Genomic DNA, 12,233 nt, shown 5'->3' on the forward strand with positions numbered 1-12,233 from the left:
GGCCGTGGATCACTCGAAAACAGGACGCCGCAGGGTAGGCGCTACGGCCTGCTCACACAAGCGCAGCCGTCAGCGCTGACGCTCGGGCCAGAACGCACGAATCCCGGCTACGCCCTGGGCACCGGCCTGCCAGGCCTGCTCGACCTGCTGCGGCCCCACACCGCCGAGCAGGTAGCACGGCTTGTTGAAGCCCTTCAACAACTCGATCGCCTGCTCCCAACCCAGCGGCAGGGCATCGGGATGGCTTGCGGTGGCCTGCAAGGGCGACAGGGTGACGAAATCGGCACCGATTTGCGAGGCCAGCTCGAGTTCTTCGGCATTGTGGCAGGAAGCAGCCAGCCAGCGGCCCTCGGGCAGTGGGCGGCCCTTGCTGGCGTACTTGCGTAGCTGCTCGGCAGTGAGGTGCCAGCCGGCTGCGGGGAAATCGCCCAGCCACTCCAGCGGGCCCTTGAGCATCAACTGCGCCTTGCCGGCACAAAGCCCCTGGACGTCCACGGCGATGTCACGGTACTGGGCATCGAACATCGCTGGCGCCCGCAGCTGGATCAGGCGAATGCCGCTGGCAATCGCTGCACGCACGCCAGCCAGCAGCTCGGGGCCGTCCAGGCCTTCCGGGGTGATCAGGTAATGCTCGGGCAGCCGAGCAGCGGCGACGATCGGTCGGTTGGCGGCAGGAAATTCATAATCGCCCAATTGCCGTGCGCTGACCCACGCCAGCGGCTGGCCTTCGGCGCCGTGGGGTTCACCCGCGAAGCGGCTGACTTCCCAGACATCCAGCAGCACATGCTTGTCGCTGTAATCGTGGCGCACCTGGATCAGCGGCCGCGCCGCCTCGACGGTAATGCCCAGCTCCTCGTGCAGCTCGCGCGACAGCGCCGCCAGAACGCCCTCGCCCTCCTCGACCTTGCCGCCTGGGAACTCCCATAGCCCGCCCTGGTGTTTGTCATCAGGGCGTTTGGCGATCAGGATCCGGCCATCGTCACCGCGGATTACCGCGGCCACTACATGCACGCGTTTCACGTCTTCTCCTTCAAAGCATCCTGCAGCCAGCGCTGGAACGCCGGCCACTGAAAAATGGTGTCCACATAGGCCGCTGCATCCGCCGGAAGTTGCACGCCGTAGCTGCGCAACCGGCTGGCGACCGGGGCGAAATAGGCGTCGGCAATACTGACGTCGCCGAACAGGTATGGACCGCCCTGGCCGAAGCGCTGGCGGCAGCCGGCCCACAACGCGACGACACGCTGGATATCGTGCTTGACGTCGTCCGCCACGCTGGCCAGCGGCGCATTGCGCTGCATGTCCATCGGCATGTGGCTGCGCAGCGCACCGAAGCCGCTGTGCATCTCCGCGCAGACCGAGCGGGCCATGGCACGGGCAGCCACATCACGCGGCCACAGTGCCACCTCGGGAAAGCGCTCGGACAGGTATTCGGCGATCGCCAGGGAATCCCAGATCACCCCGGCATCCTCGGTCTTGAGCACCGGCACTTTGGCGGTGGGCGAATGCTCCAGCAGCCTTGCGTGGGTGTCGGCCCGAAACAGCGGCACCAGGGTTTCCCGGTACGCCGCGCCGCTGAGATCGAGCAGCAGCCAGCCGCGCAGCGACCAGGACGAGTAATTCTTGTTGCCTATCACCAATTCGAGCGACATCTATTTCTCCAGCGATCAGAAGGAACAGAACGACAGCTTCGCCGTTGGCTGCCGGCAAGGCAAATTCCGCTCGCTCATGGGGCCATGCACGAGCGGAATGAACGCGCCAGCCGCCCTGTCGGCGACCGGCACGAGGCTCAGGTGCGGTATTCGGCGTTGATCTTCACGTACTCGTGGGACAGATCGGTGGTCCAGATGGTCTCGCTGCAGGTGCCACGGCCCAGCTCGATGCGGATGGTGATTTCCTCTTCGGCCATCACCGCGGAGCCCTGCTCTTCGGTGTAGGTCGCGGCGCGGCAACCCTTGCTGGCGATGCATACTTCGCCCAGGAACACGTCGATCTTGCTGACGTCCAGCTGCGCCACGCCGGCACGGCCGACGGCGGCGAGGATGCGCCCCCAGTTGGGGTCGGAGGCGAACAGCGCGGTCTTGATCAGCGGAGAATGGGCAACCGCATAGCCGACGTCCAGGCATTCCTGGTGCGTCGCCCCGCCGTTGACCTGCACGGTGACGAACTTGGTAGCGCCTTCGCCATCACGGACGATGGCCTGAGCCACGTCCATGCACACCTCGAATACCGCCTGCTTCAACGCGGCGAACAGCGCGCCGCTGGCCTGGGTGATTTCCGGTAGGGCCGCCTTGCCAGTGGCGATCAGCATGCAGCAGTCGTTGGTGGACGTATCACCGTCGATGGTGATGCGGTTGAACGACTTGTTCGCGGCATCACGCAGCAGGTCCTGCAACACGCCCTGGGCGACCTTGGCGTCGGTGGCGATGTAACCGAGCATGGTGGCCATGTTCGGCTTGATCATGCCCGCGCCCTTGCTTATGCCGGTAACGGTGACGGTCACGCCCTCATGGGTGAACTGGCGGCTGGCACCCTTGGGCAGCGTGTCGGTGGTCATGATGCCGGTGGCGGCATCGGCCCAATTGTTTTCAGAGAGGTTGTCCAGCGCGGCCTGCAGAGCGCCTTCAATCTTCTCGACTGGCAGCGGCTCACCGATTACCCCGGTGGAGAACGGCAGCACTTCGCTCTCATCGACGCCGGCCAGGCCGGCCAGGCTGGCGCAGGTGCGCATGGCGTTCTGCAGGCCCGGCTCGCCGGTACCGGCATTGGCATTACCGGTATTGGTCAGCAGGTAGCGCACGCTGCCGGACGCTCGCTTCTTGGCCAGGATCACCGGCGCCGCGCAGAACGCGTTGAGGGTGAACACCCCCGCCACGCTGCTGCCCTCGGCACAGCGCATCACCACCACATCCTTGCGCCCCGGGCGCTTGATGCCGGCGGAAGCGATGCCCAGCTCGAAACCTGGAACCGGATGCAGGGTAGACAGCGGGCCAAGACCAACAGCCATGGTGAAGCTCCTCGAATTAGGTGGATGGGCACAGCATGTTCGATGCGAAAACGCCGCGAAGGGCTAGCCCTCGCGGCGTTGGGATTTTACAGCTCAGGTAAAGAACCTGATCACGACCTTGCGAGCTAGAGACCTGCAAGGCCTAGGCGGCCCCGCGAAAACAGGCGAGGAAGCGGAGTGTACTTTTGTACATGAGCATTCCGAGCCTGTTTTCAACGCCGCAGGGCCGACGCGCAGCTAGTCGTGTTCAGGTTCTCAGTTGACCTGACCGTGGCAGTGCTTGTACTTCTTGCCGGAACCGCAGGGGCACAACTCGTTGCGGCCGATCTTCTGCTCGGCACGTACCGGGGCGGTCGCCACGGCGACATCGCCGTCCTGGCCTTCGGCTTCCGGCTCTTCGAGCGCGGACACTTCGGCGTGCTGGAACTGCATGCGCTGGGCCATGGCTTCGGCTTCGCGGCGCAGACGGGCCTCTTCCTCGGCCGGATCCTCACGTCGAACCTGCACGTGGGACAGTACCCGAATGGTGTCGCGCTTGATCGAATCCAGCAGCTCCTGGAACAGGGTGAAGGACTCGCGCTTGTATTCCTGTTTCGGGTTCTTCTGGGCGTAGCCGCGCAGGTGGATACCGTGACGCAGGTGATCCATGGTCGACAGGTGGTCTTTCCACAGGTCGTCGAGCACGCGCAGCAGGATCTGCTTCTCGAAGGTACGCAGGGCTTCGGCGCTGGCCTGGGTTTCTTTCTCGTTGTAGGCGTCCACCAGTTCCTTGAGGATGCGCTCGCGCAGCGTTTCTTCGTACAGCTTGTCGTCTTCGTCGAGCCACTGCTGGATCGGCAGGCGCAGGTTGAAGCCCGCGTAGATCGCTTCCTCCAGACCCGCGATGTCCCACTGTTCGGGCAGCGACTGCGGCGGCATGTGAGCATTGATGGTGCTGTCCAGCACTTCCTGGCGGAAGTCCTCGATGGTCTCGCCGACGTTGTCGGCGGACAGCAGGGTGTTGCGCATGTGGTAAATCACCTTGCGCTGCTCGTTGGCCACGTCATCGTATTCGAGCAGTTGCTTGCGCATGTCGAAGTTGCGGCCTTCGACCTTGCGCTGCGCCTTCTCGATGGCGTTGGTCACCATGCGGTGCTCGATGGCTTCGCCCGGCTGCATGCCCAGGGCCTTCATGAAGTTCTTAACGCGGTCGGAGGCGAAGATGCGCATCAGGCTGTCTTCGAGAGACAGGTAGAAGCGGCTGGAACCGGCATCTCCCTGGCGACCGGCACGGCCGCGCAACTGGTTGTCGATGCGGCGCGACTCGTGACGCTCGGAGGCGATCACATGCAGGCCACCGGCTTCCAGCACCTGCTGGTGGCGCTTCTGCCAGTCGGCCTTGATCTGCGCGACCTGCTCAGGGGTGGCATTCTCGAGGGCAGCGACTTCAACTTCCCAGTTGCCGCCGAGCAGGATGTCGGTACCACGACCGGCCATGTTGGTGGCGATGGTCAGCGCGCCGGGGCGACCGGCCTGGGCGATGATCTCGGCTTCCTTCTCGTGGAACTTGGCGTTGAGCACCTTGTGCTCGATGCCTTCCTGCTCGAGCAGGCGCGACACGTACTCGGAGGTCTCGATGGTCGCGGTACCGACCAGGATCGGACGACCCTGAGCCTGGCATTCCTTGATATCGGTGATGATCGCGGCGTACTTCTCTTCCTGGGTCAGGTACACCAGGTCGTTGAAGTCCTTACGGGCGATCGGCTTGTTGGTCGGGATGACCATCACGTCCAGACCGTAGATCTGGTGGAATTCGAACGCTTCGGTGTCCGCGGTACCGGTCATGCCGGACAGCTTGGTGTAGAGACGGAAGTAGTTCTGGAAGGTGGTCGAGGCCAGGGTCTGGCTTTCGGCCTGGATCTGCACGCCTTCCTTCGCTTCGATGGCCTGGTGCAGGCCTTCGGACAGGCGACGGCCCTGCATGGTACGACCGGTGTGCTCGTCGATCAGGATGACCTGGCCGTTCTGCACGATGTACTCGACGTTGCGGTGGAACAGGGTGTGGGCGCGCAGGCCAGCGTAGACGTGGGTCAACAGGCCCAGGTTATGCGCCGAATAGAGGCTCTCGCCCTCGGCCAGCAGACCGGCCTGGGTCAGCATGTCTTCGATGACCTGATGGCCGTCTTCGTTGAGCTCGACCTGGCGGCTCTTCTCGTCGACCTTGTAGTGGCCTTGCTGGGTGACCACGCCCTCTTCTTCCTCGATGTGCTGCTTGAGGCGAGGAATCAGGCGGTTGATCTCGGTGTACATCTTCGAGCTGTCTTCAGCCTGACCGGAGATGATCAGCGGGGTACGGGCTTCGTCGATGAGGATCGAGTCGACTTCGTCGATCACCGCGAAATTCAGCTCGCGCTGGAATTTCTCTTCCAGGCTGAAGGCCATGTTGTCGCGCAGGTAGTCGAAACCGAATTCGTTATTGGTGCCATAGGTGATATCGGCAGCGTAGGCAGCGCGCTTTTCTTCCGGCGGCATGAACGGCGTGACGATACCGACCGACAGGCCGAGGAATTCGTACAGCGGGCGCATCCAGTTGGCGTCTCGGCGGGCCAGGTAGTCGTTGACCGTGACCACGTGCACGCCCTTGCCTTCCAGGGCATTGAGGTACACGGCCAGGGTACCGACCAGGGTCTTGCCCTCACCGGTACGCATCTCGGCGATCTTGCCTTCGTGCAGGGTCATGCCGCCGATCAACTGGACGTCGAAGTGGCGCATGCCCATGACGCGCTTACCCGCCTCGCGGGCTACGGCAAAGGCTTCGGGCAGCAGTTGATCCAGGGTTTCGCCTTTGGCCAGGCGGGCCTTGAATTCTTCGGTCTTGGCACGCAGTTGCTCATCGGAGAGCGCGAGCATCTGCTCCTCGAATGCATTGACGGCCTGAACCGCCTTGAGCATGCGTTTGACTTCACGCTCGTTCTTGCTTCCAAAGAGTTTTTTCAACAAAGGCGCAAACATATCGACAGGATCTTCCACGCTATGAATGGAGGGCGGCCCCGTGAGTCGCCCATGCAGCCCTTATGGCTGCGTGCGAAGGGGGCATTCTACCCGGAAACGGAATTGAAGAAAGAGCGCGATTGGCACAGGGCCATCGGCGCAGTGCGAGCCGGCCTTGGCCGGCTCGATCAGGGCTCGTCGCTGACGCGGGCGATATAACTGTGCGGATTGACCAGCTCACCGTTGCGGGTGACTTCGAAGTGCACATGATTACCGGTGGAACGCCCGGTACTGCCGACCGTGGCGATCGCCTGACCGCGCTGGACCAGATCGCCGACCTGCACGGTGTTGCTGCGGTTGTGTGCATACAGGGTGACGTAGCCATCGGCGTGGCTGATTTCCACGGTATTGCCGTAGCCGTTGCGGCGCCCGGCGAAGGTCACCACACCGGCACCGACCGCGACCACGTCGCTGCCCGCCTTGGCGGCGAAGTCCACACCCTTGTGCACGCTGATGCGCCCGGTCAGCGGATCGATGCGCCGGCCGAACGGCGAAGATACATAGCCCTGCAGGACCGGGTGGCCGGACAACATGGTCGCCTCGTCGAGACGACGGTCAGCCAGCAGTTGCTCCAGCACTTCGAGCTGCTGCTCGCGGCTGTCCATACGCAGGGCCAGCTCATCGAGCGTACTCATGAACGGCGGCGGCGCATAAGCCGCCCCGCCAATCGGCTCTTCCGGGCCGCCCTGGCCTACACCCAGCGAAAAATCGAATTCGCTGGCGTCCAGCTCGGCCAGCTCGGTAAGCCGCTCACCCAGAGCATCGAGCCGGGTCAGGCGGGCCTGCAGTTCGGCAACGTGGGCGGCGAAAGCATCCAGTTGGCGCTGGGCGTCGACGCGAACCGCGCCGACCTCTTCGCGCTGGGCATCGAGTGCCTGGCTGACCACGGCGCTGTCCAATACAGGCGCCGATTGCGGCGCCATCCAGGCACCCAGTGCCGCACCGCCCCCCACCGCCAGCACGGTCAACAACCCCAGGCCGGCCAAAAGCCAGCGCAGATCGAGGCTGAGCGAGCGCGCGGCGCCATGGCGTCGGCTGAGCAAAATGATGTGCATGACATCCCCATCTGAAAAAAGCGGAACCCGAGCGGTCAGCAGAGGTTCTGCTACCATGACGGCCCCAAAACGTAGCAGGCTTCCTGCCATGAGTTTTCGTCCCTTGCCGGCCAAGGCGCCCGCCGCGCTACTGCGCGAGGCGAAGCCGCTGAAAGCCCTGTTCAACCAGGCTCAACGCCTCGACCACCTGCAGCAGGTGGTGGAAAGCCAGCTGCAGCCTGCCGCCCGTGAACACTGTCGCGTGGCATCGTGGCGGGAAGGCTGTCTGCTGCTGATCGTCACCGATGGCCACTGGGCGACTCGGCTGCGTTATCAGCAAAAACGCCTGCAACGACAGTTGCAGGCGCTCGAAACGTTCGCGACCTTAACGAAAATCCTCTTCAAGGTGCAACCTTCGAGCGGCGAGAAACGCGAGGCACCACGGCCTTTCGAGCTCTCCGACAGCGCCGCCGACAGCATCCAGGAAACCGCCGAAGGGGTCAGTGATCCGCGCCTGAAAGCCGCTCTGGAGCGTCTCGCCAGTCATCGTCGCCGCAGCCATTCCTAAACCCATCAGCTGGTTAGATCCGCCAGACCGCGAACGCCATGAAAATGACAGCCCGATAACCGATGCACGCCTGGCGCGCATCGTATGCCTCCGTAGCCGTCTGTCGGCCACTTGATCGCGGCATAAAAAAAGGCCACCCGAAGGTGGCCTTGAAAGAGATAAAACTAGGAGAGAGTGCCTTACACCGCCGCAGCCGGGCGCATGTAAGAGATCGGAGCAGTGTCGGCGTCTTCGAACGTCACCGTTTCCCAAGCATCTGGCTGTGCGATCAAGGCTCGCAGCAGACGATTGTTCAGGCCATGGCCGGATTTGTAGCCGCGGAACTCACCGATCAGGCTGTTGCCGAGCAGATAGAGGTCACCGATCGCATCGAGAATCTTGTGCCTGACGAATTCGTCCTCGTAACGCAGGCCGTCTTCATTGAGCACACCGTCTTCGTCCACCACGATGGCATTGTCCACACTGCCGCCGCGCGCCAAATTGTGCGAACGCAGGAATTCGATATCACGCATGAAACCGAAGGTGCGGGCACGGCTGACTTCCTTGACGAACGAGGTGCTGGAAAAATCGACACTCGCGGTCTTGGTGCGGTCGTGGAATACCGGGTGATCGAAGTCGATCTCGAAACTCACCTTGAAGCCATCGAACGGAACGAAGGTGGCGCGCTTGTCGCCGTCCGTCACGGTCACTTCACGGGTGATGCGGATGAACTTCTTGGGGGCGTCCTGCTCCTGCAGACCAGCCGACTGAATCAGGAAAACAAAGGGACCCGCACTGCCGTCCATGATCGGCACTTCACAGGCAGAGAGCTCGACGTAGGCGTTATCGATGCCCAGGCCAGCCATGGCCGAGAGCAGGTGCTCCACCGTATCCACCTTGACATCACCATTGACCAGCGTGGTCGACATGGTGGTCTCGCCGACGTTCAGGGCGTGCCCTTTGACCTCCACCACAGGGTCGAGGTCGGTACGGCGGAACACGATACCGGTATCCACCGGAGCCGGCTTCAGGGTCAGGTAAACCTTTTCCCCGGAGTGCAGGCCGATACCCGTGGCGCGGATGATGTTCTTCAGGGTGCGTTGTCTGATCATGGGTCTGGCCGCTTTACGCTAGGTGCGAATTGTTTTCAACAAAGGCTGGCGATAATAGCAGAACCGACCTTTGCTGAACACCAATCACCTTTATGCTCCTGATAGATTTCATTAATCCGCCTGACGACGCAGGAATGCCGGAATGTCCAGGTAATCCAGGTCGTCCTGCGGGTTCATTTTTGCCGCAGTGGCAGCGCCACCATGGCTCTGACGCTGAACGGTCGGGCGCTCGTAGTCTTTGTAGTTGACGTTCTGCTCGGCGCGAACCGGAGCGGCTACCGGCGCTACGGCTTGAGCAGCGGCGACCTGTACGGTGTTGTCGACCACCTTGACCGGCTTCTCCATGCGCGCACCCAGGCCAGTGGCGACCACGGTCACGTGCAGCTCGTCACGCATGTCCGGATCGATCACGGTGCCGACCTTGACGGTGGCATGCTCGGAAGCGAACTGTTCGATGATGTTACCCACATCGGAGTACTCACCCAGGGACAGGTCCGGGCCGGCGGTGATGTTCACCAGGATGCCGCGGGCGCCCTGCAGGTTGACGTCTTCGAGCAGCGGGTTGCGGATGGCCGCTTCGGTGGCTTCACGCGCACGGTTCGGACCACTGGCGCAGCCGGTGCCCATCATCGCCATGCCCATTTCGCTCATCACGGTCTTCACGTCGGCGAAGTCGACGTTGATCATGCCCGGACGCTTGATGATGTCGGAGATACCACGCACGGCGCCGCTCAACACGTCGTCGGCCTTGGAGAAGGCGGACAGCAGGCTGGCGTCCTTGCCGAGGATGGTCAGCAGCTTCTCGTTGGGGATGGTGATCAGCGAGTCGACGCTTTCCTGCAGCGCGCGGATGCCTTCGTCGGCGATCTGCATACGCTTGCGGCCTTCGAACGGGAATGGACGGGTGACCACCGCAACGGTGAGGATGCCCAGCTCCTTGGCCACTTCGGCGATCACAGGCGCCGCACCGGTACCGGTACCGCCGCCCATGCCGGTGGTGATGAACACCATGTCGCAGCCCTGCAGCACTTCGGCGATGCGCTCACGGTCTTCGATTGCGGCCTGACGGCCGACTTCCGGGTTGGCGCCAGCGCCCAGACCCTTGGTAACGCCAGTACCGAGTTGCAGCACGGTACGTGCGCCGATGTTCTTCAGTGCCTGAGCATCGGTGTTGGCGCAGATGAATTCGACGCCTTCGATGTTGCTCTTGGCCATGTGGTTGACTGCGTTGCCACCGCCACCACCGACACCGATAACCTTGATGACCGCGCTTTGCGGAAGGTTGTCTACGAGTTCAAACATGGTCTCTCTCCTGTATTTTCTAGTTTTTAACGCCTACTGCCGGTGACGCCGCACACGCCCGTGCCGCGTCGCCCACATTAGAAATTGCCCTGGATCCAGCGCTTGAGCCGCTCCAGAACGGGTGCCTTGGTTTCATCACCGTACCCGCCATTGCCGGGCATCGGGATGTCGTCGGACTGCTTGCGCAGGCCATACATCAACAGGCCAACGCCCGTCGAGTAAATCGGGTTGCGGACCACATCGCTGAGCCCCTTGACGCTGTGGGGTACACCGAGGCGAACCGGCATGTGGAAAATCTCTTCGGCCAGCTCGACCGCGCCTTCCATCTTCGCCGTACCACCGGTGAGTACGATGCCCGCCGGGATCAGATCCTCGTAGCCGCTGCGGCGCAGCTCGGCCTGGATCAGGGTGAACAGCTCGTCGTAACGCGGCTCGACCACTTCGGCCAGGGACTGGCGCGACAAGTCGCGCGGCGGACGATCACCGACGCTCGGCACCTTGATGGTCTCACCGGCACCGGCCAGCTTGGCCAGGGCGCAGGCGTAACGGATCTTGATCTCTTCGGCGTACTGGGTCGGGGTGCGCAGCGCCATGGCGATGTCGTTGGTGACCTGGTCGCCGGCGATCGGGATCACCGCGGTATGACGGATCGCGCCTTCGGTGAAGATGCAGATGTCGGTGGTGCCGCCGCCGATATCGACCAGGCACACGCCCAGCTCTTTCTCGTCGTCGGTCAGCACCGCATACGCGGAAGCCAGCTGCTCGAGGATGATGTCGTCGACTTCCAGGCCGCAACGGCGCACGCACTTCTCGATGTTCTGCGCCGCGTTCACTGCACAGGTGACCACGTGCACCTTGGCTTCCAGACGCACACCGGACATGCCCAGGGGCTCGCGCACGCCTTCCTGGTTATCGATCACGTAGTCCTGCGGCAGGGTGTGCAGCACACGCTGGTCGGCAGGAATGGCCACCGCCTGGGCGGCATCCAGCACGCGCTCCAAGTCGGCGTTGCTGACCTCACGGTCACGGATGGCAACGATACCGTGGCTGTTCAGGCTGCGGATGTGATTGCCGGCCACGCCGACGAATGCCGAGTGGATGCGGCAGCCGGCCATCAGCTGGGCCTCTTCGACCGCACGCTGGATCGACGCCACGGTGGACTCGATGTTGACCACCACGCCCTTCTTCAGGCCGCGCGATGGGTGAGTACCGATGCCGACGATTTCCAGCTGACCATCAGCGGTCACTTCGCCTACCAGCGCCACCACCTTGGAGGTACCGATGTCGAGGCCGACGATCATCTTGCCGCTCTGCACGTTTGCCATGTTTCCTGCCTTCTCTCTCTATTCACTGCACCGCAGCGGTATCGACCGCTGCCGATGCCGGCGGCTCGCGCCACGCGACGGCCAGGCCGTTGGCGTAGCGCAGATCGACCCGCGCGATATTGTCTTTCTGATCCTTCAGCGCCTTGCTGTAGATGGCGCCGAAACGACGTATTTTTTCCACCAGATGGTCGCGCCCCAGCAGCACTTCGATACCCTGCCCCGTAGACAGGAACCAGCTACCACGCTCACGCAGCTCCAGGCGTGCCACGGTGAATCCCATTGGGCGCAGCATCTGGCTCAGCACCTGATACTGCTGCATCACTTGTTGCTGGGCCCGTTTCGGGCCGTACAGTTGCGGCAAATTCTCGTAATGCGCCAGCTCCTTGGGCGCGAACGCCTGGCCCTGGTTGTTGAGCAGCGCCTCGTTGCCCCAGCGGGCGATTGGCAGTTGCTCTTCCAGTCGCACCACCACCTGATCGGGCCACACACGGCGAACTTCGGCGTGGGCGATCCATGGCATCTGCTCCAGTTCGTGGCGCATACCGACAAGGTCGACACTGAAGAAGCTCGCGCTGACAAAAGGTTCAATGCGTTGTTGCACCGATTGCTGGCTGATGTAGCTCAGGTCGCCTTCCACGCTGATCTTGGCGATCGGCCGATCGGCGTAAGGCAGCAGGCGCAACGACAGTTCATAGGCGCCAAAGCCCAGTACCAGCAGCATCACCGGCCAGGTCAGACGCTTGAACAGGCTGAAGTTCGGCCGCGGCAAACGCACGCTGATCGGCTCCTTGGCCACCAGGCGGCTCGCACCGCGCGGCACGGCCTTGCCGCGTACCGGCGTGCCTGAACCTGGCTGATGACGAAGGATGGCGCCCATGC

General features: G+C 63.0%; 10 protein-coding genes. 1 reads left to right on the forward strand and 9 read right to left on the reverse strand.

The features are described 5' to 3' along the window. Nucleotides 1-69 precede the first annotated feature (69 nt). The 5 genes from BVH01_RS14285 to BVH01_RS14305 form a co-directional block, all read right to left on the reverse strand. Nucleotides 70-1,020 (reverse strand): Nudix family hydrolase, encoded by a 951-nt coding sequence (locus BVH01_RS14285; RefSeq protein WP_075930924.1) that lies wholly within the window; start codon nt 1,018-1,020, stop codon nt 70-72. Then, nucleotides 1,017-1,649 (reverse strand): glutathione S-transferase family protein, encoded by a 633-nt coding sequence (locus BVH01_RS14290; RefSeq protein WP_075930925.1) that lies wholly within the window; start codon nt 1,647-1,649, stop codon nt 1,017-1,019. Before BVH01_RS14290 ends, BVH01_RS14285 begins: the two co-directional genes overlap by 4 nt. 137 nt (nt 1,650-1,786) lie before the next feature. After that, nucleotides 1,787-3,004 carry a bifunctional glutamate N-acetyltransferase/amino-acid acetyltransferase ArgJ gene (gene argJ / locus BVH01_RS14295; RefSeq protein WP_075930926.1) on the reverse strand — a complete coding sequence of 406 codons (1,218 nt, stop codon included), beginning with the start codon at nt 3,002-3,004 and terminating at the stop codon, nt 1,787-1,789. Nucleotides 3,005-3,259: 255 nt separating this feature from the next. Beyond that, nucleotides 3,260-5,995, reverse strand: a complete 2,736-nt coding sequence (gene secA, locus BVH01_RS14300; RefSeq protein ID WP_075930927.1) for a preprotein translocase subunit SecA — start codon at nt 5,993-5,995, stop codon at nt 3,260-3,262. A 167-nt stretch (nt 5,996-6,162) separates the two neighbouring features. Continuing rightward, nucleotides 6,163-7,089, reverse strand: coding sequence for a M23 family metallopeptidase (locus BVH01_RS14305; RefSeq protein WP_075930928.1), 927 nt, complete (start codon nt 7,087-7,089; stop codon nt 6,163-6,165). 88 nt (nt 7,090-7,177) lie between these two features. Between BVH01_RS14305 and BVH01_RS14310 the strand changes: the two genes are divergently transcribed. Next, the gene (locus tag BVH01_RS14310; protein WP_075930929.1) at nt 7,178-7,636 is read left to right on the forward strand and encodes a DUF721 domain-containing protein; all 459 of its coding nucleotides are present in this window, start codon (nt 7,178-7,180) and stop codon (nt 7,634-7,636) included. A 179-nt stretch (nt 7,637-7,815) separates the two neighbouring features. Here the strand turns inward: BVH01_RS14310 and lpxC are convergent, their stop codons facing one another. From lpxC to BVH01_RS14330, 4 genes are all read right to left on the reverse strand, one after another. Continuing rightward, nucleotides 7,816-8,727 carry a UDP-3-O-acyl-N-acetylglucosamine deacetylase gene (lpxC, locus tag BVH01_RS14315; protein ID WP_013792645.1) on the reverse strand — a complete coding sequence of 304 codons (912 nt, stop codon included), beginning with the start codon at nt 8,725-8,727 and terminating at the stop codon, nt 7,816-7,818. A 111-nt stretch (nt 8,728-8,838) separates the two neighbouring features. Further along, a complete protein-coding gene (gene ftsZ, locus BVH01_RS14320) occupies nt 8,839-10,029 on the reverse strand; it encodes a cell division protein FtsZ (RefSeq protein WP_075930930.1) in 1,191 nt (396 codons plus the stop codon). Between the two features lie 77 nt (nt 10,030-10,106). Further along, nucleotides 10,107-11,354 carry a cell division protein FtsA gene (gene ftsA, locus BVH01_RS14325; RefSeq protein WP_075930931.1) on the reverse strand — a complete coding sequence of 416 codons (1,248 nt, stop codon included), beginning with the start codon at nt 11,352-11,354 and terminating at the stop codon, nt 10,107-10,109. Between the two features lie 22 nt (nt 11,355-11,376). Then, nucleotides 11,377-12,231: a cell division protein FtsQ/DivIB gene (locus tag BVH01_RS14330; protein ID WP_075930932.1), complete on the reverse strand. Its 855-nt coding sequence runs from the start codon at nt 12,229-12,231 to the stop codon at nt 11,377-11,379. Nucleotides 12,232-12,233: the final 2 nt, after the last annotated feature.

Origin of the sequence: Pseudomonas sp. PA1(2017), from assembly GCF_001945375.1 — a bacterium.
Classification (GTDB): domain Bacteria; phylum Pseudomonadota; class Gammaproteobacteria; order Pseudomonadales; family Pseudomonadaceae; genus Aquipseudomonas.

Coding starts and splice junctions, on each gene's coding strand:
- BVH01_RS14310 (WP_075930929.1), top strand. CDS start 7,178: ATGAGTTTTCGTCCCTTGCCGGCCAAGGCGCCCGCCGCGCTACTGCGC.
- BVH01_RS14330 (WP_075930932.1), bottom strand. CDS start 12,231: ATGGGCGCCATCCTTCGTCATCAGCCAGGTTCAGGCACGCCGGTACGC.
- ftsZ (WP_075930930.1), bottom strand. CDS start 10,029: ATGTTTGAACTCGTAGACAACCTTCCGCAAAGCGCGGTCATCAAGGTT.
- lpxC (WP_013792645.1), bottom strand. CDS start 8,727: ATGATCAGACAACGCACCCTGAAGAACATCATCCGCGCCACGGGTATC.
- secA (WP_075930927.1), bottom strand. CDS start 5,995: ATGTTTGCGCCTTTGTTGAAAAAACTCTTTGGAAGCAAGAACGAGCGT.
- BVH01_RS14290 (WP_075930925.1), bottom strand. CDS start 1,649: ATGTCGCTCGAATTGGTGATAGGCAACAAGAATTACTCGTCCTGGTCG.
- ftsA (WP_075930931.1), bottom strand. CDS start 11,354: ATGGCAAACGTGCAGAGCGGCAAGATGATCGTCGGCCTCGACATCGGT.
- BVH01_RS14305 (WP_075930928.1), bottom strand. CDS start 7,089: ATGCACATCATTTTGCTCAGCCGACGCCATGGCGCCGCGCGCTCGCTC.
- argJ (WP_075930926.1), bottom strand. CDS start 3,004: ATGGCTGTTGGTCTTGGCCCGCTGTCTACCCTGCATCCGGTTCCAGGT.